A 19,934-nucleotide genomic window follows, 5' to 3' on the forward strand; every position below is an offset into this window, starting at 1 on the left:
ATCCAGTAAATCTAAATTAATTCAGCTACAAATCTTTCATTCTTCAATCCAAGCATTTTTTATATAAACAGGTCTTCTCTTTAAGGAAAGAAAATATAAATCATATCTGACTGAATAATCTAAAAAACTAAGGTTTTTACTTAAGAAATACTTAGAAGAATTTATAATAGACTGACATTGAAGATGAGATATCGGTATTTCTTTTCCAAGTAAACTTGTTTTAACTTCTATAAAAATCAGCTCCTTTTTTTTAGATACAATTAAGTCAATTTCACCGAACTTACAACGGTAACGGCGTTTTATAACATTATACCATTTCAGTTTTAAATATACTAAAACTAATAACTCGCCAAAGTAACCTACAAAGTAGCGTAACCTACTTACCACAAGAAGAACAATTATGATAACAATTAACTTTGTGTAACTACTTTGCCTCCTTCTTTATTTTTACTATAAACCTTACCTCTTGCTGCAATATCCCTATCAACCAGTTCTATCACTGCCATTGAAGCGCAATCACCCTTTCGAGTGCTAAATTTTATTATTCTAGAATACCCACCTTTACGATCTTGATAACGGCTGGCTAAGACGTTTAATAACTTATCAACTGCTAACTTACTATTATGAAGGCGTGAAAGCAAAAGTCTTCTACCATGTAAAGTATTCTTATTCTTAGCAATTGTAATAAACTTTTCGACATATGGACGAAGTTCCTTAGCTTTTGGTAAAGTAGTTACAATCTGCTCATGGTTAATTAATGAGATAGATAGATTCTTTAACGTCGATAATCTATGTTCAGTACAACGAGATAGTTTACGTTTTTTTATTCCATGTTTCATATATCACCTAATCTTCATCAGTATGTTGTTTAGCCAACTCATCTATATCCTTAGGTGGCCAGTTTAGCACATTCATACCCAAAGACAAGCCAAAATTAGTCAAAACTGCCTTAATCTCATTCAAAGACTTTCTGCCAAAATTAGCAGTTCTTAACATTTCACCTTCTGTCTTTTGCACAAGATCACCTATATAAGTGATGTTTTCGTTTTTCAGACAGTTATGAGACCTGACAGATAATTCCATTTCATCTACCTTACGCAATAAGACAGGGTCATAACCCAAATCTTTAGCACCACTAGACGAAGAAACCTGCGATTTTTTATAACTTACATCAGAACTAATAAAGGGCTGAAGTTGCTCCTGTAATATTCTTGCAGCAGAGTCAACAGCTTGACTCGGAGAAATTGTACCATCAGTTTCAATTGACAATATCAGCTTATCCTTATCAGTCACTTGGCCAACACGACTGTTCTCTACCCTGTACGAAACCCTGTTGACAGGGCTATACAAAGCATTAACTGGAATAAAACCAATTAAATCCTGTTCACTCATAAGCTTCAAAAGTTCATTTTCTTTATATTTAGTTACAGGAAGATAACCTTTTCCGCTAGCCACATATATGGTCATGTTAAGCTCCACATTTTGCCCCAGCGTACATATTAACAAATCTTTATTAACAATAGAGCATTGATCATCAGTTTCTATCATCCCAGCTAATACCTGGCAAGGCCCTTTAGCGTTTAAATTTAAGCATTTATTAGAAGCACCATTTAATTTACACCTCAACATACCCATATTTAATACTATATCAGTTACGTCTTCTCTCACCCCTTGAATTGAAGTGAACTCATGAGTTACACCTTCAATTTTTATTCCATAAACAGCACTACCTTTAAGAGAAGATAACATTACACGTCTTAATGCATTACCTAATGTTAAAGCAAAACCACTTTCCAACGGTTCTAGCACTATATCACTTTTTTCACTTGAATCATCTGATATTACCTTAACTGAACTAGGTTTAATCAATTTATCTAAATTGCTACAGAGAGAAACATCATTATTATAATACATAAAACAACCTTTTCAAATATCCTATACTCTTCTTTTTTTTCTTAACCTGCACCCATTATGAGGAATTGCGGTTTTATCTGCAATTGAAGTCACAGTCAACCCACAGCTCTGAAGTGCTTTAACCGCAGCTTCGGTACCAAAGCCAGGACCGCGAATTATTACAGAGACAACCTTCATACCAAATCTCTCCATTGCGTTCTTCGCAGCAGACTCCGCAGCCTTACCTGCAGCATAAGGTGTGGATTTTCTCGAACCTGAAAAACCACATGCACCCACAGAAGTTTGACATAGCGTATTACCATGAACATCAGTTACATTTACAAAAGTATTATTAAAAGTTGCACGAATATGGACAACACCAGTAATAAACTCCTTCTTACTCTTACTAACCGTTTTGACTTTTTTCATTAAAACTCACAATAATAATAAATTTTATTTTTTCCCAGCAATAGGCAACCGAGATCTACCTTTACGAGTCTTAGCATTAGTATGAGTCCTTTGCCCTCTCACAGGTAAACCTTTTCTATGTCTCACCCCTCTATAGCATCCCATTTCCACTAAAGATTTTATGTTCATAGCCACTTCTTTTCTGAGCTCACCTTCTATAACATAATTTTGTCTAATGAAACCGCTGATCTTTTCTATATCTTCATCTCGTAATTCTGAAACACGTTTGCGCTTATCAACTTCGCAAGCGTGACAAATTACATTCGCAGTAGCAATACCTATACCATATATATAAGTTAATGCAAAAGGAACACATTTCCTCACTTGAATATTTATGCCTGCAATACGTGCCACTGGTACCTCGATACTTTATTAATAACAACTCTTAATTTATACCATAAAACAACTCAGAGTCAAACCAAATTACAAGAAATTTTACTTTCAATCTCTTGCGTTACCTCATCAACACTCAAATTAGCGTCAATTGTTAATAATTTGCCTTTATAATACTCGCGTAAACCTTTCATTTGAAGGTGATATTCACTTATTCTCTTATTAATTGCAGACATATCAGCATCATCAATTCTTTTCTCTAACCTCGTACTTTTACATTTAGCACAAGTAGTACTCTTAAAAGAAGATACACTATATATGCTTTTACAGTCCAAACACGCGAGACGATTTTTTAACCTATCGATTGCAATATTATCGTCAAGCTGCAGCTCAACTACAATGTCAACATCCCTATTATATTTTTCTTGCAAAACTTGAGTCAAAAAATGAGCCTGGTTTAAATTTCTCGGAAAACCATCTAATAAGCAATTATCATCCACTAATGCAAGCTGGTCACGTAATAATCCACATATAATTTCATCTTGAATTAAATTACCAGATTCCACGGTACCCTTTATTTTTTTACCTAACTCACTACTGCTAGATATAATATTCCTTAATAAATCCCCTACTGAAATTAATTTTAAATTATATTTTGCTATTAACAAGCTTGACTGAGTACCTTTACCAGAACCTGGAGGACCAAAAATCGTAATGATCATCTTACTTTCCTCGTTTTAGACTCATATTTCTTTATCCAGTTGTCGTACCTATTTGAAAAAATATAAGATTGTATTTGCATAATAGTATCAGTAATAACGTTCACTATAATCAGTAAGCTCGTCCCACCAAAAATAAATGGTATATCATAATAATATCTCATAACTTCAGGTACAGTACATATGACTACCAAATACGCAGAGCCAATGAATGTCAACTTAAAAACTATATCTTGAAGGTAATCAGAAGTATGTTTCCCAGGCCTTCTACCAGGTATAAAACCACCATTTTTTTTAAGAAAATCTGCGTTTTCCTCTGGATTAAATATAAAATTGGTATAGAAAAAATTAAAAAATACTATCAGCACCAAATAGGCTACAATATATACTACTTTATTTGCCATAAAGTAATTCAAAATAAAATCAGAAAAAGCGTGCCCCTTATAGAAATTTGCAATTGAAATAGGTGTCAATAAAATTGCATTAGCAAAAATGGTTGGTACTACACCAGATAAATTAATCTTCAATGGAATATAAGTAAAATCGTCATTATGTAATCTTTTAAATTGCTTTTTAGGATGTTGAACAATAACCTTTCTATAAGAAGACTCTACAAAAATGACTAAGAGTAGCAGCAAAAAAAACAATACCAAAACAAAAAGGATAATAAATAACGATACGCTACCGTTTTTATTTAACGTTAACAAAGATGACAAAGCGCTGTGTAACTCTGATATTATACCCGTGAAAATGATTAATGAGATACCATTGCCTATACCGCTAGCGCTGATTCGTTCACCAAGCCATATTAAAAGCATAGTTCCACCTAAAAGGCTGAAAACACCTATTGTACGAAACATAACACCAGGTTCGATTACAACCAATACCCCTTCCCTATTCATCCCTTCCAATCCAACCAAAATTGGAATTGATTGAAATACACAAATTACTATGGTCAGATAGCGTATATAAGAATTCATCTTTCTACGGCCTGACTCTCCATCATTCTTAACTTCCTTCATTTCTTTAATCGCAGAAGAAAGTAACTGAATAATGATAGAAGCCATTATATATGGCATAACGTTCAATGCTAGAATTGTCATTCTAGCCAATGCACCACCAGAAAATAAATTAAATACTCCAAAAACGCCTGAGCCATCTTTGGGAAATATATCATTAATTACATCAAGATTAATTCCAGGAATAGGCACATAAGTACCCAAGCGATAGCAAATTAAAGCTATTAGCGTAAAAAATATACGCTTTAATAAATCGCCTTTATATAACAACGTAGGATCCAAGCTATTAAATGCTGATTTATTGCCCATGACTTACGATAGTATTTCCACACTACCACCAACTGAAGCTACAGATTTTTTTGCAGCTTCTGACGCAAAATCAACATGAAACACAAATTTTTCGCTCAACTTACCTTTATTAAGAAGTTTAATTTTATCCTTAATAGACTTTATAAAACCTAATTTATACAGCCTCTCCTTATCTATAACAGAGTCTTCCACTATTTTTTTAGCTTCCATTAAGCGCTGTATATCGCCAACATTAATTATAGAGTATATGCTCCTACGTATAGGCTTAAAACCTCTTTTAGGCAAACGAGTATATATAGACTGTTGTCCACCCTCAAAACCATTTATAGAAACTCCACTTCTAGCCTTCTGCCCTTTATGCCCTCTACCGGATGTTTTACCTTTACCACAACCGATACCTCTACCCAGCAACTTAGGCTTCTTTTTCTTAGATAATTTAGTAAATATAGAGTTTAATTTTACAGCATTATTCATACTTTACCTGTTTCCAACTATCTCGCTAATCTTTTTGCCTCTTTTGCTTGCTACCTGACGAGGAGATAACATACTATCAAAAGCCTTAAACACCGCACATATAACGTTATGAGGATTATTTGATCTAGTGGATTTAGCTACCACATCCTTTATACCTAACACCTCAAAAACTGATCTAATCGCTCCACCAGCAATAATACCTGTTCCGGCTCTTGCGGTTCTTAAAACTATCTCACCAGAACAAAATTTAGCTTTAATATCATGATGCAAAGTTCTACCTTCACGCAAGTACACTCTAATCATTGATTTCTTTGCAGCATTTACAGCTTTGACTCTTGCTTCAGCAACTTCTGCGTGCTTACCTATTCCACACCCTACCCTACCCTTCTCATCGCCAACAACAACCAAAATTGAAAATGAAAATCTTCTACCACCTTTGGTAACCGTTGTCACTCTTCGTACCGAAACTAAAAGCTCTGATAAATCATTATTATTTTGTAAATTCTTTATAGCCATATTCAAAACCTTCTAAAATTCAAATCCAGAACTTCTTAAAGCCTCAGCAAATTGAGAAACTAATCCTGTGTATTTATACGCTCCACGATCAAACGTAAGCTGCTGCTCTAATTTCATGCCAGACAGACGCTCAACCATTAAAGAAGAAACCTGTTTTATAGTTTCAGCGTTGACTTTCCCTTTACATACATCCTTAATTTTAGCATCCAAAGTAGAAGCTGAAGTGAGAGTTATTCCTTTTACATCATTAATTAACTGGACATAAAAATGCCTATTAGATTTAAATATGGATATACGTAAACGTTCAGCGCTCTTGTCAAGCTTCACTCTATTACGTAACTTCCTTTTTTCAGAATTACTTAAAAAATTATACGATCTTTTCATTTTTATTACTTCTTTTTACTTACAACCTTACGCAGCATAAATTTGCCTTTTATTACAACACCCTTACCTTTATAAGGATCATATTTTCTAATTTTGCATATATCAGACGCCACCATATAGACCTTCTGCTTATCCATACCACTAACTACTAAGTGAGTTGGCTTTATGCACTTAATCTCAACATCTTTAGGCACTTTATATTTAACATTATGGCTATAACCAAGATATAAAGTCAAATACTTACCATCACACTCTGCCTTATATCCCACACCGTTAATCTCAAGATTAACAGAAAAACCATCAACCATGCCGTTAATGATATTATTAATATTACTCCTATAAGTGCCCCACATAGGCTTTATTTTATCATAATTATCTTTATCTTGATCAACAGAAAGCAATAGCTGATTATCAATAATCTGACACACAACATCCCTGATCAAGCTAACTTCCTTTTCAGCCTTAGCACTCTTTATTAACATACTACCATTATTATATTCAACTGAAACACCAGCAGGAATATTGATAGGAGCAGCACCTATACGAGACATGAATTTCTCCTATTATTTAAAACACACGACACAAAACTTCTCCACCAACCTTTAACTTATGTGCATTATAATCAGTCATCACTCCTTTGGGTGTCGATATAATAAAAATACCAAGACCATTATATGCTTTAGAAATGTCCTTATACTTAGAATAACGACGACAACCAGGCTTTGACACCCTAACTATGTCACTAATTACAGGTGACTTCTCATAATACTTCAATTTTACAATGAAAGAAGGTAAATTATCTACAACTTGCTTTTCATAATCAAGGATATACCCTTCCTCTTTTAAAATCTCCAATATAGAAGAATTCATCTTAGAAAATAGTACCCTTGTTGCCCTATGCATTGCCAATTGAGCATTACGTATCCTTGTTAAAAAATCACCAATACTATCAGATAACGCCACAATATACTCCTTATATTATATTTACCAACTAGACTTTGTAACTCCTGGAATTTGCCCAAAAGAACATAAATCACGCAAAACAATTCTACATAAACCAAATTTTCTATATACTCCTCTTGGTCTCCCAGTTAAAGCACACCTATTTCTAATTTTGGTTTTAGAAGAATTTCTAGGCAATTTTTTAATTAATTTATTTTGAGCTGTAAACCTTTCTACAATAGACAAATTCTTATTATTTATTATAGATTTCAATTTTTCTCTTTTTTCTTTATATTGATCGCACAACTTTATTCTGCGAAGATTTCTTTCTATCATAGATTTTTTTGCCATATATTTCTCCTCTCAATTAATCAAAAAAAGGAAATTTAAGAGCCAGTAATAATTCCTTTGCTTCCTTATCACTAACTGCACTTGTTATAATATTAATATCCATACCTCTAATTTTACTTATTTTATCATAGTCTATTTCTAAAAACGAGATATGTTCCTTTATACCAAAGGAAAAATTACCATTACCGTCAAATTGCTTCACACTAAATCCTCTAAAATCTTTTTCCCTTGGCAAAGCAATATATATCAATCTTTCTAAAAACTCATACATTTTATCTCTACGCAAAGTTACTTTGCAACCTACTGTAGCACCTTTTCTGATCTTGAAGCCAGAAATAGATTTTTTTGCAAAAGTTGATAAAGGCTTCTGCCCAGCAATCAAATATAGGCTATCAAGTGGTTCATTTATTGCTTTACTATCTGTAGCAGCATCTCCAACGCCCATATTGATACACACCTTGACAAGTTTAGGCACTTGCATTATATTGCCGTAATTAAACTTATCTTTCAAGGACTTTACTATGCTATCTTTATACAATTCTTTAAACATATCAACCTAATCTATCACTTCTCCAGAAACTTTTGCAAAACGCACTTTTCTACCGTCTATAACCTTAAACCCCACTCTAGTTGGAGTTTTATATTTAGGGTCCAATGTTGCAACGTTGGATATATCAATAGCTAACTCTTTATTTAATATACCACCACTACTACCAGCTTTTGGTTTAGTATGTCTCTTATGCACATTCACTCCAGAAACAATTACTTTCTTTTTAGCATCACGTGCTATAACTTTGATTACCTTACCAATTTTTCCCTTATCTTTACCAGTTAAAACTATAACGTCGTCACCACTTTTTATTTTAGCACTCATTATAAAACCTCAACAGCTAATGACATTATCTTCATAAAAGAACCAGATGATAACTTTTTTACCGGACCAAACACCCGAGTGCCAAGTGGTTCACCTTGATCGTTAATCAAAACTACAGCATTGCTAGAAAAACGAATTACAGAACCATCAGATTTTCTAATAGGGCTTTTCACCCTCACCACAACTGCTCTATATACTTTTCCCTTCTCAACTTTCCCTCTTGGAGTAATAGATTTAGTAGATACAATAACTGTGTCACCTATAGATGCAGACTTTCTACCACCCAATAAACCAATACAAAGCACTGCACGCGCGCCAGAATTATCAGCTACTTCCAACAATGTATTTTTTTGAATCATATAAATATCCTATTCAATGTGAGCTATTAACAACAACCCATTTTTTAGTAGTAGAAATAGGCTTGTGTTCTTGTATTAAAACCTTGTCCCCTTCTTTACAACTATTATTCTCATCATGTGCTGTATACTTCTTGTATTTTTTTATAACCTTTTTATACAGCTCATCCTTATACACTTGTAATACCGAAACCTTTACAGTCTTATCACACTTAGCCTTAGTTACAGTACCACAAAAAACCTTTTTAGGCATTCTTTTCCTCTCTTCTTCTTTTATTTAATGTAGTTAAAATACGAGCTATGCTCTTTCTTATTAAGCTAAAACGCGAAATATTGTTGCACTGGCCCAGCTTCTTTTGAAAAACCAAATTAACAAACTCTTTTCTCAAATTCACAAGAATTTCATGCAATTCTTGCGAGGACCTCGATTCAATGTCAGCTATATCCATTGCAACTCCATTTAATTATGATTAGATACAAATTTACACTTCATAGGAAGCTTAGCAGTTGCCTTTTCAAGCGCCAATCTTGCTAAATGCATGGGAACATCACTGCTAATTTCAAACAACATTCTACCGGGCTTAGCTTTAAATACCCAAAACTCAACACTACCTTTCCCTTTACCCATACGCACATCCGCCGGCTTTTTACTAACAGGGGTATCAGGAAAAATTCTTATCCACACTTTACCAGAGCGTTTTAATGTTCTAGATATTACACGCCTTGCAGTTTCAATATGCTTAGATTGAATCCTACCTGCTTCCATAGCCTTTAGACCATAATCTCCAAAAGATAATGTGCTACCACCTTTCGTGTTACCCTTAATTCGTCCTTTAAATACTTTTTTATATTTACTTTTTTTAGGAATAAACATTTCAATATACCTAATTAGTTACCAATATAAACCCAGACCTTAACTCCTATGATGCCATATATAGTTTTTGCTTCAGCAAAAGCATAATCTATATTAGCACGTAAAGTATGCAAAGGCAAACGGCCTTCTTTATACCACTCAGTACGAGCTATCTCAGCTCCGCCAAGGCGCCCAGAACAACTTACTTTAATACCTCTAGCACCCATCCTCAAACAACTTTGAATAGCTTTTTTCATCGCTCTTCTAAATGAAACCCTTTTTTCTAACTGCTGTGCAATGCTGTTTGATATTAAAACTGCATCTATTTCAGACCTTTTAACCCCTACTACATTCACTTCCACATTATTTTTTACTTTTTCAGCTATCTTTTGCTTTATCTTCTCAATATCCGAGCCTTTCTTACCTATTATCACTCCAGGTCTAGAAGAATGTATTATTACAGATACCAAATCGATCGTACGCTCTATAATTACTTTAGAAACACCAGCATGCTTAAAAGATTCATTTATATAACTGCGAATAGATAAATCTTGATGCAACCCTTGTTTATAACCCTTCTCAGCATACCAAATAGATGACCAAGTATTAATTATTTTTAACCTAAATCCTTTAGGATTAACGTTTCCCATATTTTTGCACTTTCCTTATTAATTTTCTATTTTTATGAATCATATAATTTCCCCCAATCTTACAGTTATATTACTATAACGTTTACTAACTCTATTAGCTCTACCCATAGCTTTTGGACATACCCTACGCAAAGTAAGAGACTTACCTATTAAAATTTCTTTTATATATAAATTATCGATATCCAATCCATAATTTTGAGCATTAGCAATCGCAGAATTTAATACCTTCCTTATAAGACCTGCAGCTTTCTTTTCACAAAATCTTAATTGCACAGTGGCAAAAGAAACTTTTTTATTACGTACTAAACCAGCAACCAAATTCAATTTACGAGGAGTTGATTTTAAAACCCTAGAACCAGCTTTAACTATTACATCTCTGTTTTTCATATCAATTACCTTCTTGTCGCCTTTTTATCACCACTATGCCCAGTAAATTTACGAGTGGGTGAAAACTCACCAAACTTATGACCTATCATATTCTGATCATTAACATTCACAGGAATGTAATCCTTACCATTATAAACAGCAAACTTTAAACCTAAACAATTAGGAAGAATTACAGAAGCCCTGGAATGAACTTTTATAGCCATGTTAACAAACCCCTTGTTTAAAGCATTATTCACCGACTTTAATATAGAAGGATGACAAAAAGGAGGCTTCCATGCAGATCTACTCATAAACTAACCTTTCAATTGTTTTATATACTTATCACTAGATTTATTTCTCCTTCGAGTTTTCTTTCCTTTTGTTGCAACACCCCAAGGAGTAACAGGATGACGACCACCAGAGGTTTTTCCTTCCCCGCCTCCATGAGGATGGTCAACCGGATTCATTGCAACTCCACGTACAGTAGGTCTAATCCCAAGCCACCTACTTCTCCCAGCTTTACCCAACTTTCTATTCTTATGGTCAGGGTTAGATACTACACCAATAGTAGCCTTGCAAGAAGATAAAATCAACCTAATTTGACCAGACCTGAGTCGTAATAAAACATATTGGCCATCACGACCAACGATTTGTGCATAACAACCAGCAGCTCTAGCAATCGCAGCACCATTACCTGGCTTCAGCTCAACATTATGAACGAAAGAACCAACAGGTATATGCTTGAGTAGTAAACAATTCCCTGGCAAAATATCAGCATCATTCCCAGCTGTAACAACATCACCTGGTTTCATACCTTGAGGAGCTAATATATAAGACTTAATATCATCTTCCTTATATGATATTAACGCCAAAAACCCACTTCTATTTGGGTCATACTCTATTTTTTCAACTATACCTTGACCACTTCTATTACGCTTAAAATCTATCACTCTATACTTCTTTTTGTGACCACCACCCCTATGACGAGTTGTAATTCTACCATGATTATTTCTTCCACCACTGGACTTTTTACCGGATGTAAGAGACTTTTCTGGCTCATCTTTTGATAAACCAACTTTACTTACTAACACAGTCCCACGAGAAGACGGAGTAACAGGATTAAAAAATTTCATACCCATACTAAACGCTCATTATATCTAATTTTTGACCATCCATCAAAGAAAAATAAACTTTCTTTTTCTGTTTTTTACAACCAATCACACCCCTAAAACGCCTATATTTAGGCTTAATTCTAACAACATTTATAGAAGAAATTTTAACATCAAATAGAGACTCTATTGCCAACTTTATTTGACGCTTATTTACATTTACAAAAACATACAAAGAATATTTATTAAACTTCTCCCTCAAAAAAGAGGCCTTTTCTGTAATTATAGGAGATTTTATTATATTATTATATTTGATCATAACAATCTACCTTCAAGATGCTTTAAAGTATCCTTTGTCAACATCACGCATTCGTGATTCAATATATCAAAAACATTTAACCCAATAGGTTTGATTAAGTCTACATAGTGCAAGTTTTTAGCCGCACGCAACAAATCATCTCCATAATCACCAACTATCAAAAAGGAAGAAAATTTAAAATTTTTAATACATTTACACATTTCAGACGTTTTCTTCACATCAATATTTAAATTATCCAGAATAATTACTTGATTATTTAAATACTTTAGAGATAAAGCAATTTTTAAACCAAATTTGCGTACCTTCTTATTAAGAGAATAAGTATGACTCCTCACAACAGGGCCAAAAATAATCCCACCACCTCTAAATTGAGGAGATCGCAAGCTCCCTTGTCTTGCCCTACCGGTACGTTTTTGACCATAAGGTTTAGCTGTTGTACCAGAGACATCACTAATACCTTTTGTTTTATGAGTACCAGCTCTTCTCTTCGCTAATTGCCATCTCACTATATCATGCAAAATACTCAATTTTTGCTTAGCAGAAAATATCAAAGGATTGAGCTGAGCAGTACCTACATTATCATTAGATAGATTAACTAAATTACATTCCATAACTAACTTACCAAATTACTAGCATCATCATTTACATCTAACAGTAAACCTACCGGAAAAGGAACATCTTTATGTAAAGATTTTTTAACTGCATCTCTTACAAAAACATAGGAATTTTTAAACCCAGGAACATTATTACCCTTCACAGCAATTATACTATTTTCATGATCAATGGATAATATCTTCATATTTTGTGCAGTTATCCTGCTGTTACCTAAATGACCAGCCATTTTCTTTCCTTTGAATACTCTACCAGGATCCTGACATTGGCCAGTGGAACCTTGTGATCTGTGAGCAATAGAAACACCATGAGATGCCCTAAGCCCACTGAAATTATGCCGCTTCATCACACCAGCAAATCCTTTACCTATAGAATAACCCGTAATATCAAGATATTGACCAACCACAAAATGATTGATTCCCACTTTTTTACCACATTCTATTCCCGACAGGTCATTTAATCTACTTTCGTATAACTTACATTTATTATTTATACCCTTTTTCTTTAAATATTCCAACTGAGGTTTTGCTATATTTTTAAAATCTCCTGTGCCTAAAATGACTGAATTATAGCCACATTTATCTTGTCCTTTTATATCAATAATATAAGTTTCGCTGAGATGCAATAAAGTTACAGCCATGCGACTATTGTCAGAATACATAGCAGTATGACCAATATTCATCATTAGTAAACCAATTCTCCTCAGCGAATTTATTCTCTTCATTTCCTTCTCCTAAACCTTAACTTCCTTGACTTTTAAATCCACTTCTACGCCAGCAGAAAAAGATAAACCTGTAAGCATCTGCATCATAGTAGGAGTAAGATCATGTAAAACAATCAAACGCCTAGAAGTTCTCATTTCAAACTGTTCACGAGATTTTTTATCAACGTGAGGAGATCTATTAACAATAAATTTAGAATCTTTCCTTGGCAACGCAATCGGACCAGATAATTTTGCACTGGACCGCTTTAATTCATCAACAAATTTTCGAACACACTCCTCCAATAAAGAACAATCGAAAGCCTTAATGTTAATATATATATCTTGCTTCATCTTAGTTACTACACTCACTCCAAAATTTCAGAAACAACACCAGAACCAACAGTTCTACCGCCTTCTCTTATCGCAAAACGCAATCCCTTATCCATTGCTATCGGTACTTGCAATTCTACTTCTACACTCACATTATCTCCTGGCATTACCATCTCCTTCCCATCTAGCAATTTTATGCTCCCAGTTACATCCGTTGTCCTTAAATAAAACTGTGGCTGGTAATTCGCAAAAAATGGTGTATGCCTTCCTCCTTCCTCTTTCTTTAATATATAAACCTCCGCCTTAAACTTTCTATGCGGTGTTATCGTCCCCGGTTTTGCTAATACTTGCCCCCTCTCCACTTCTTCTCTTTTTGTTCCTCTCAGCAATATTCCTACATTGAGCCCTGCACTCCCCTTCTCTAGCAACTTCTTAAACATCTCAACACCTGTACATATTGTCTTTTGTGTTGCTTTTAAACCTATTATCTCTATCTCTTCTCCCGTCTTTATCTCTCCCTTCTCTATTCTTCCTGTTACCACTGTTCCTCGCCCCGATATCGAAAATACATCTTCGATTGGCAGTAAAAATGGTAAATCCACAGGCCTTGGTGGAACCGCCACATATTCATCTAACTTTTCCATCAATTTGTCTATTGATTTCTTTCCATATTCGCTGCTGTCATCCTCCAGCGCCTTGAGTGCTGAACCAACCACCACAGGCACTTCATCCCCTGGAAATCCGTATTTACTCAGCAATTCCCTCACTTCCATTTCTACTAAATCTATCATATCAGCATCAGCAACATCAGCTTTATTTATATACACCACGATATATCCAACACCTACCTGCTTCGCCAGTAATATATGCTCTCTCGTTTGTGGCATTGGCCCATCAACCCCTGACACTACCAATATCGCCGCATCCATCTGTGCTGCACCTACTATCATGTTCTTTACATAGTCAGCGTGTCCAGGACAATCAACGTGTGCATAATGCCTTTTTTCCGTCTGATACTCAACATGCGCTGTTGCTATCGTTATCCCCCTCTTCCTTTCTTCTGGCGCTTTATCTATCTGATCGTACGCTACAAAATTTCCATAATGCTTCGTTATCGCCGCTGTTAACGTCGTCTTCCCATGATCCACATGTCCTATTGTTCCCACATTTACATGCGGCTTTCCAAATGCTTCCACTATTGCTGTCATAATTTAAACTTTTCTACCTAAAATACAAATACATCAATAAATAATATGTTGATTTTATAAAAATACAACAAAAAAAAGAGCGGATAGTGGGAATCGAACCCACGTCACTAGCTTGGAAGGCTAGAGCTCTACCATTGAGCTATACCCGCACAATGGAGGAGGTAGGATTCGAACCTACGTACGCTCACGCGGACAGATTTACAGTCTGTTACCTTTAACCACTCGGTCACTCCTCCGCAAAAATTTGTTAAGAGAATACTATTTTAGCATCTTAACTTAAGCTCTTATTGTATTTAATACTAAACGCCTAAAATTAAAAAATCAAGCAATAAAACCTACCCTGATTAAAATCATGCAGATTTCATTTTATATAACACAATATTGCCAATAAAACGCCTAAACAAATAATGCGAATCATGGGTACCTGGCGCTTCTTCTGGATGATATTGCACAGAAAAGACTAGGTAATCCTTCATCATTATTCCCTCTACACTATTATCAAATAGAGAAATGTGAGTAATTTCAACATTACTTGGAAGAGAAGCTGAATCAACAACAAAACCATGATTTTGGCTAGTGATCTCAACTTTTCCACTAATTACATCATAAACTGGATGGTTACTCCCTCGGTGACCTATATCCATCTTGATGGTCTTTGCCCCCAAAGTAATCGCAAGTAATTGATGGCCCATGCATATGCCAAAAATTGGTATTTTAGATTTTATAATAATGTCTATTTCTGAAACTACACTTTCTCCTATTTCTTGCGGATCACCAGGACCATTTGAAAGCACTATACCATCTGGATTCATACTCAACACTTTTTGAGCAAAACCTGTGCTTGGTCTGATTAATTCAACTGTACAACCAAGTTCTATTAAGCGTGAAACTATACTGATTTTTACGCCAAAATCAACGATTACAATCCTATATTTTGCATCAAGGTCAATAGCTCTATCTGATGTCATTCCAGTGCGTGACACTGGAATCCATATATTTTTTGCTGGATCCGAGTAGTCAGCTACTTGGATGACAAAGTGCTCCGCTAGTCTATTATTTTCAAAACTGTTATTTAAACTAACCTTATTAGTTATTTCTATCCCATTTACAGGTTTGTATTCCTTCAATTTGTCTAATGCATGCGCCTTACTCGATGAGCATATCATTCCATTTTGAGATCCATGTTCTCTCAAATGTCTTGTTAAAGCTCTAGTATCAACTCCTGATATCCCAATCACGTTATTTTTCTCTAACCAATCATTTAAACTGATATATGAAGAAGGGTGGGACATAGAAGAAAGTTCACGCATAACCACACCACTTGCAAAAATTTTCTTTCCTTCATTATCTTTATGGTTTATTCCAATGTTACCAATATGAGGAAAAGTGAACGTTATAATTTGATCGGCAAAAGAAGGATCAGTTATAGTATGCTGATAACCGGTCATACCAGTGGTAAAACAAACCTCGCCTATGCACTTGCCTTTTTTACCTACTGATTTTCCCCAAAAGCACTTGCCATCTTGTAAAATTAAAACTGCGTCCTGCACTTCATTATCTATTTAACTGATTCAAAACAGTATACAAGAATTTCAAATAATACGTAACTCTTTCTAAAATTCCAAATTTAACCACGAAGCAGCAAAAAATAACATGAAAAACTTTTAATACAATCTTTCATATAAAATATATAGTTGACTACCTTCATATTTCGTATTAGATATAGGTAAATCATAAGTAAAGTGGAGGGTAATAATGAACACTGGTACAAATCAATCAAAAAAAATAAATGAGAAGTGGTTAGCTGGAGGAATTGGCGCGCTATTATTTGTAATGATGCTACCGTCGATTCTTCTTTTAGCAAAAATAGCTATAGGGCTAATTATGGTTTCAGTTGCAGCAATAGCGATAAAAGTTGCCTTAAAAACAATATCGAATGCTTTAGAGGATAAACAGGCAGATCAAAGCCAAGCGACGCAACAAACAACACAAAGTAAAATTATAAACCTGGCTATTGGATTAACATCTATATTCGTAGGAGGATTATCACTATTCATTATAGCACAAACTGGCTTAATTGCAGCATGTGCAGCTATAACTGCTTTAGCTCTACACGAATATGTTAAAAATCAAGAAATAGGAAAAGAGATAAATGATAAATTCGATAAGGTAGCTGACGATACAATCAATTTTATTGTTAGCAGTGTTGAAAAACTTATTCCAACAAAGCCGCCAGGCATAACAGCCTAAACTGTCTCCGTTCAGGGCATAAGTGTTACAAGTAGCATTATATAAAGCGATTAATGGCATCCTCCTGATAATAGAATAATTGTATCTGTTCAGGGGCATCGCAAATATTGAAGCAAAAGTGGTCAGTGCTTACTATACGAATATTGTGATTTGAATCCACTAGGGAGGATGTCATCCCAGTGCCCAGACACTGGGATCCAGGAATTTTGATTAGAGATTAAATTGGTGAGTATAAAAGTAGCTAATCCTACGTTAAAATACAACGTTTTTAATGGGACTGCGTAAAAGGGCCGGATTCCAGTGTCAAGCACTGGAATGACACCTTTGTGTTTGAGGCAAAACCTGCTATAACATTTCTTCGCAAACAAACGTTCGTACAGTTATGTATCAGCTACTTTCATGGCACCATTTGTTGTAAACTCACATTTCTCTATGATTATCTTTATTTGCCGCTTTCCCGAACGGATGCTCTACAGTTATTTCCTCATTAATAGAGCGAGGTGCACCGGAACCAGGTACAACGATATTCTCGTGCGATTGCATATCCTTCTTTTCCTCACATGGTGTTTGCTTAATGAAATGTGCTGCTAAAACTTCATGTAAAGCTTTACCTTTTATAAGCACAGCCTCGTTTTGCTTAGCTAACTCTAAAATTTTCTTTGGTTCAACATCTTTACCGTCAATAGTTGATTTTTTAATACTAACTTGACCTAAATTTATATTTAGAACAACAGTACAGTTAAGGTCTTTTCCAGATTCATCTTTTGCACCCCAACTAATTTCGATGTCACATATTGCAAATTTTGTAAAGGAGTAGTTCCTCTGTTGTTTCTCATTCTTCTCAATTGTTACTATTCTTTCACCATTGCTGTATATTTTTGCTCTTTTTACCTCGCTTTTCTCTTCTTCCATTCTTTTAGTTTTTTCAGTGAAAAGACGACTGGTTTCTAAACTTTGTTCAGGTTTAGTAATGTTGATATTAAGATGGTCATAATGATTAAGAAGACGGTTTGCATATGGACATGGCACATAACACACATCAAAGAAAGCAATTGCACTACCAGTTTTTAGAAATTCTTGTCCATCGCTCATTCCTTCACCAATTCGAATAAGATATCTACCCAACCTCTTTTTAAAATTTTCTTTTAACTCCTCCTGATCTTTAGAAGTAAGCTTCTTATCCAATATACCCATTATTTCTTTTCGCTTACTCAATACTACATAATTGAAAAGGAAAATATCATCCTCTCGATAATAATTTGCTATCTTGTCAAATGGATCTGCCGGCCAACCGTTATTATAATTTACGGAATCAGAAGAATCTTCACACTTATTATCCTTAAAATCAAAATTCAATCTTTCAAAATCTGATAATACTTTTTCTGCCCTATCTTCAAAAGACCGAAGTCCATCTTGAAGTTCTTTTCCATAACTCATTCCTTTGTCAATTTGAAGAACATATTGACCATATTTCTTTCTAAACTCCTCCTGTTCTTCGAGGAGAGGAAGATTCCTATCTAATATATCGATTATTTCTTTCCGCTTATTCAATATCACGTAATTAAAGAGGGAACTCTTCCCCTTCTTTTCATAATCGTCTGCTATTTTGTCAAAACACTTATTATCCTTAAACTCCAATTCCTCAAAATCTGAGAGCACACTTTGTACCTGAGTCTCATCGAATTGAAGATTTGCTTGAGGAGATAGAAGAGTCAACTTTTCTTCACTTTCCTTGGTACTCGAATTTTTGTACAAACCATTAAATAGATTTATAATACTAGAAAACATTTCACACCTCTATTGTTATAAGTAAACTTGATTATATCTTAATGCTAAATGTTGTAAAGCTAAAATTAGAAACTAAAAAAGCTAACATAAGTTCTGCATTGTTTGCAGCTTTATCAGCTTATTAGGTAGAATTATTAAAGAACTAGTTGAACAGACGTTATCAACTCCATCCACAAGTTCTCCGCTTGTTACTCCAGTTGCAATGAACACTGATTCACCTCTTGCCATATCTTTTACGGCGTAGACTTTTTCTGGGTCATCAATATTTAAATTTTTTGCTCTTTCTTTTAACTGATCTGTGTCAAATATCAATCTTCCTTCCATCTGCCCACCGATTGAACTCAGCGCTGCAGCCGCAAGCACCCCTTCTGGTGCCCCTCCTATTCCGATATACATATCATGATTGCCATTTACTAGTGAAACTACGGCCGCAATATCACCATCATCTATTAGTTTAATTTTTGCTCCTAACTTCCTGATTTTTAATATTAATTCATTGTGCCTTTCACGATTAAGTATAGTTACTGTAAGATCATTTACTTTACATCCTTTTGCCTTGGCTAAATTGTCTAGATTCTTTTCAATGCTATTTTTTAGTGAGACTACACCCTCTGGAAGATTTTTTCCTACTGCTATCTTTTCCATATAAACATCAGGTGCGTGTAAAAAATCACCTTTTTTCGTTGCAGCAAGAACAGACATTGCACCTTGTTTATGGTGAGCGCAGATTGTAGTGCCTTCAAGTGGGTCAACAGCAATGTCGATCTCAGGACCATTTCCAGTGCCAATCTTCTCGCCAATATATAGCATCGGTGCTTCATCTCTCTCACCTTCACCAATTACGATAGTACCATTTATTTCCATAGAATTTAACACTGTTCGCATTGCATCAACTGCAACCTGATCAGCCTTTTTTTCATCGCCGAAGCCTGCTAGTCTATATGCAGCAAGTCCTGCAGCTTCGGTCACTTTAACTAATTTATAGGCTAAATCTTCCATCATTTGCTTCAAGAACTATAAATAAAGCATTGAATATATATCATGCTGCTTGAAACTGCAATATGCCTTGACTGGTTTTGGGAAAGTTGCTATAATAAATTAGATAGTA

General features: G+C 34.7%; 32 protein-coding genes and 2 tRNA genes. 1 reads left to right on the top strand and 33 read right to left on the bottom strand.

Annotated elements, in window-relative coordinates; translation table 11 throughout:
* Window positions 1-36 precede the first annotated feature (36 nt).
* The 31 genes from AAGD79_RS04305 to carA all read right to left on the bottom strand — a co-directional run bounded on the left by AAGD79_RS04305 (window position 37) and on the right by carA (window position 16,338).
* A complete protein-coding gene (locus AAGD79_RS04305; RefSeq protein ID WP_012673177.1) occupies window positions 37-387 on the bottom strand; it encodes a YraN family protein in 351 nt (116 codons plus the stop codon).
* 23 nt (window positions 388-410) lie between these two features.
* Window positions 411-839: a 50S ribosomal protein L17 gene (rplQ, locus tag AAGD79_RS04310; RefSeq protein ID WP_007550873.1), complete on the bottom strand. Its 429-nt coding sequence runs from the start codon at window positions 837-839 to the stop codon at window positions 411-413.
* Window positions 840-846: 7 nt separating this feature from the next.
* The gene (locus tag AAGD79_RS04315) at window positions 847-1,914 is read right to left on the bottom strand and encodes a DNA-directed RNA polymerase subunit alpha (protein WP_012673178.1); all 1,068 of its coding nucleotides are present in this window, start codon (window positions 1,912-1,914) and stop codon (window positions 847-849) included.
* A gap of 21 nt (window positions 1,915-1,935) precedes the next feature.
* Window positions 1,936-2,322, bottom strand: coding sequence for a 30S ribosomal protein S11 (rpsK, locus tag AAGD79_RS04320; RefSeq protein ID WP_015589137.1), 387 nt, complete (start codon window positions 2,320-2,322; stop codon window positions 1,936-1,938).
* Window positions 2,323-2,346: 24 nt separating this feature from the next.
* The gene (rpsM, locus tag AAGD79_RS04325) at window positions 2,347-2,715 is read right to left on the bottom strand and encodes a 30S ribosomal protein S13 (protein WP_341811178.1); all 369 of its coding nucleotides are present in this window, start codon (window positions 2,713-2,715) and stop codon (window positions 2,347-2,349) included.
* A gap of 59 nt (window positions 2,716-2,774) precedes the next feature.
* A complete protein-coding gene (locus tag AAGD79_RS04330) occupies window positions 2,775-3,416 on the bottom strand; it encodes an adenylate kinase family protein (RefSeq protein ID WP_007550178.1) in 642 nt (213 codons plus the stop codon).
* Window positions 3,413-4,741, bottom strand: a complete 1,329-nt coding sequence (secY, locus tag AAGD79_RS04335; RefSeq protein WP_341811179.1) for a preprotein translocase subunit SecY — start codon at window positions 4,739-4,741, stop codon at window positions 3,413-3,415. Before secY ends, AAGD79_RS04330 begins: the two co-directional genes overlap by 4 nt.
* 3 nt (window positions 4,742-4,744) lie before the next feature.
* Window positions 4,745-5,215 carry a 50S ribosomal protein L15 gene (gene rplO / locus AAGD79_RS04340; protein WP_341811180.1) on the bottom strand — a complete coding sequence of 157 codons (471 nt, stop codon included), beginning with the start codon at window positions 5,213-5,215 and terminating at the stop codon, window positions 4,745-4,747.
* A gap of 3 nt (window positions 5,216-5,218) precedes the next feature.
* Complete coding sequence (gene rpsE, locus AAGD79_RS04345) at window positions 5,219-5,731, bottom strand: 30S ribosomal protein S5 (RefSeq protein ID WP_010962748.1); 513 nt, start codon at window positions 5,729-5,731, stop codon at window positions 5,219-5,221.
* Between the two features lie 12 nt (window positions 5,732-5,743).
* Window positions 5,744-6,115, bottom strand: coding sequence for a 50S ribosomal protein L18 (gene rplR / locus AAGD79_RS04350; protein ID WP_341811181.1), 372 nt, complete (start codon window positions 6,113-6,115; stop codon window positions 5,744-5,746).
* A gap of 5 nt (window positions 6,116-6,120) precedes the next feature.
* On the bottom strand, window positions 6,121-6,666 hold the full coding sequence (gene rplF, locus AAGD79_RS04355; RefSeq protein ID WP_007551152.1) for a 50S ribosomal protein L6: 546 nt from the start codon (window positions 6,664-6,666) through the stop codon (window positions 6,121-6,123).
* A gap of 16 nt (window positions 6,667-6,682) precedes the next feature.
* Window positions 6,683-7,078 (bottom strand): 30S ribosomal protein S8, encoded by a 396-nt coding sequence (gene rpsH / locus AAGD79_RS04360; RefSeq protein WP_007551150.1) that lies wholly within the window; start codon window positions 7,076-7,078, stop codon window positions 6,683-6,685.
* Between the two features lie 21 nt (window positions 7,079-7,099).
* Complete coding sequence (gene rpsN, locus AAGD79_RS04365) at window positions 7,100-7,408, bottom strand: 30S ribosomal protein S14 (protein WP_006279345.1); 309 nt, start codon at window positions 7,406-7,408, stop codon at window positions 7,100-7,102.
* Window positions 7,409-7,424: 16 nt separating this feature from the next.
* Window positions 7,425-7,958, bottom strand: a complete 534-nt coding sequence (rplE, locus tag AAGD79_RS04370) for a 50S ribosomal protein L5 (protein WP_010962750.1) — start codon at window positions 7,956-7,958, stop codon at window positions 7,425-7,427.
* Between the two features lie 6 nt (window positions 7,959-7,964).
* On the bottom strand, window positions 7,965-8,282 hold the full coding sequence (gene rplX, locus AAGD79_RS04375; RefSeq protein WP_006279347.1) for a 50S ribosomal protein L24: 318 nt from the start codon (window positions 8,280-8,282) through the stop codon (window positions 7,965-7,967).
* Window positions 8,282-8,641 (bottom strand): 50S ribosomal protein L14, encoded by a 360-nt coding sequence (gene rplN, locus AAGD79_RS04380; RefSeq protein WP_006279348.1) that lies wholly within the window; start codon window positions 8,639-8,641, stop codon window positions 8,282-8,284. Before rplN ends, rplX begins: the two co-directional genes overlap by 1 nt.
* 13 nt (window positions 8,642-8,654) lie before the next feature.
* Window positions 8,655-8,891, bottom strand: coding sequence for a 30S ribosomal protein S17 (gene rpsQ, locus AAGD79_RS04385; RefSeq protein WP_182320424.1), 237 nt, complete (start codon window positions 8,889-8,891; stop codon window positions 8,655-8,657).
* Window positions 8,884-9,087 (bottom strand): 50S ribosomal protein L29, encoded by a 204-nt coding sequence (gene rpmC, locus AAGD79_RS04390; protein WP_006279350.1) that lies wholly within the window; start codon window positions 9,085-9,087, stop codon window positions 8,884-8,886. Before rpmC ends, rpsQ begins: the two co-directional genes overlap by 8 nt.
* An 11-nt stretch (window positions 9,088-9,098) precedes the next feature.
* Window positions 9,099-9,512 carry a 50S ribosomal protein L16 gene (gene rplP, locus AAGD79_RS04395; RefSeq protein ID WP_010962752.1) on the bottom strand — a complete coding sequence of 138 codons (414 nt, stop codon included), beginning with the start codon at window positions 9,510-9,512 and terminating at the stop codon, window positions 9,099-9,101.
* 14 nt (window positions 9,513-9,526) lie between these two features.
* Window positions 9,527-10,141: a 30S ribosomal protein S3 gene (rpsC, locus tag AAGD79_RS04400; RefSeq protein WP_010962753.1), complete on the bottom strand. Its 615-nt coding sequence runs from the start codon at window positions 10,139-10,141 to the stop codon at window positions 9,527-9,529.
* A gap of 39 nt (window positions 10,142-10,180) precedes the next feature.
* Window positions 10,181-10,528: a 50S ribosomal protein L22 gene (gene rplV / locus AAGD79_RS04405; protein ID WP_341811182.1), complete on the bottom strand. Its 348-nt coding sequence runs from the start codon at window positions 10,526-10,528 to the stop codon at window positions 10,181-10,183.
* A gap of 5 nt (window positions 10,529-10,533) precedes the next feature.
* Window positions 10,534-10,818, bottom strand: coding sequence for a 30S ribosomal protein S19 (gene rpsS, locus AAGD79_RS04410; RefSeq protein WP_006279181.1), 285 nt, complete (start codon window positions 10,816-10,818; stop codon window positions 10,534-10,536).
* 3 nt (window positions 10,819-10,821) lie between these two features.
* Window positions 10,822-11,646 (bottom strand): 50S ribosomal protein L2, encoded by an 825-nt coding sequence (rplB, locus tag AAGD79_RS04415; RefSeq protein WP_015589143.1) that lies wholly within the window; start codon window positions 11,644-11,646, stop codon window positions 10,822-10,824.
* A 1-nt stretch (window position 11,647) separates the two neighbouring features.
* Window positions 11,648-11,935, bottom strand: a complete 288-nt coding sequence (locus AAGD79_RS04420; RefSeq protein WP_341811183.1) for a 50S ribosomal protein L23 — start codon at window positions 11,933-11,935, stop codon at window positions 11,648-11,650.
* The gene (gene rplD / locus AAGD79_RS04425) at window positions 11,932-12,546 is read right to left on the bottom strand and encodes a 50S ribosomal protein L4 (protein WP_012673183.1); all 615 of its coding nucleotides are present in this window, start codon (window positions 12,544-12,546) and stop codon (window positions 11,932-11,934) included. The genes AAGD79_RS04420 and rplD overlap by 4 nt, the downstream gene beginning before the upstream one ends.
* 2 nt (window positions 12,547-12,548) lie before the next feature.
* Window positions 12,549-13,271 carry a 50S ribosomal protein L3 gene (gene rplC / locus AAGD79_RS04430; protein WP_006279218.1) on the bottom strand — a complete coding sequence of 241 codons (723 nt, stop codon included), beginning with the start codon at window positions 13,269-13,271 and terminating at the stop codon, window positions 12,549-12,551.
* Between the two features lie 9 nt (window positions 13,272-13,280).
* On the bottom strand, window positions 13,281-13,601 hold the full coding sequence (rpsJ, locus tag AAGD79_RS04435) for a 30S ribosomal protein S10 (protein WP_012673184.1): 321 nt from the start codon (window positions 13,599-13,601) through the stop codon (window positions 13,281-13,283).
* A gap of 14 nt (window positions 13,602-13,615) precedes the next feature.
* The gene (tuf, locus tag AAGD79_RS04440; protein WP_341811184.1) at window positions 13,616-14,788 is read right to left on the bottom strand and encodes an elongation factor Tu; all 1,173 of its coding nucleotides are present in this window, start codon (window positions 14,786-14,788) and stop codon (window positions 13,616-13,618) included.
* Window positions 14,789-14,866: 78 nt separating this feature from the next.
* Window positions 14,867-14,937: transfer RNA gene (locus tag AAGD79_RS04445), tRNA-Gly, on the bottom strand.
* A gap of 4 nt (window positions 14,938-14,941) precedes the next feature.
* Window positions 14,942-15,024, bottom strand: a tRNA-Tyr gene (locus AAGD79_RS04450).
* Window positions 15,025-15,138: 114 nt separating this feature from the next.
* Window positions 15,139-16,338 (bottom strand): glutamine-hydrolyzing carbamoyl-phosphate synthase small subunit, encoded by a 1,200-nt coding sequence (gene carA / locus AAGD79_RS04455; RefSeq protein WP_341811185.1) that lies wholly within the window; start codon window positions 16,336-16,338, stop codon window positions 15,139-15,141.
* Window positions 16,339-16,543: 205 nt separating this feature from the next.
* Here carA and AAGD79_RS04460 point away from each other — a divergent pair, with 205 nt between their 5' ends.
* Window positions 16,544-17,038 (top strand): hypothetical protein, encoded by a 495-nt coding sequence (locus AAGD79_RS04460; protein ID WP_010962761.1) that lies wholly within the window; start codon window positions 16,544-16,546, stop codon window positions 17,036-17,038.
* Window positions 17,039-17,458: 420 nt separating this feature from the next.
* Here the strand turns inward: AAGD79_RS04460 and AAGD79_RS04465 are convergent, their stop codons facing one another.
* Together AAGD79_RS04465 and glpX are read right to left on the bottom strand one after the other, a co-directional pair.
* Entirely contained in the window at window positions 17,459-18,826 is a 1,368-nt protein-coding gene (locus AAGD79_RS04465) for a hypothetical protein (protein WP_341811186.1), read from the bottom strand.
* An 81-nt stretch (window positions 18,827-18,907) separates the two neighbouring features.
* Window positions 18,908-19,825 carry a class II fructose-bisphosphatase gene (glpX, locus tag AAGD79_RS04470; RefSeq protein WP_341811640.1) on the bottom strand — a complete coding sequence of 306 codons (918 nt, stop codon included), beginning with the start codon at window positions 19,823-19,825 and terminating at the stop codon, window positions 18,908-18,910.
* Between the last annotated feature and the right edge of the window lie 109 nt (window positions 19,826-19,934).

The organism is Wolbachia endosymbiont (group A) of Oxytorus armatus, from assembly GCF_964027005.1.
Classification (GTDB): Bacteria; Pseudomonadota; Alphaproteobacteria; order Rickettsiales; family Anaplasmataceae; genus Wolbachia; species Wolbachia pipientis.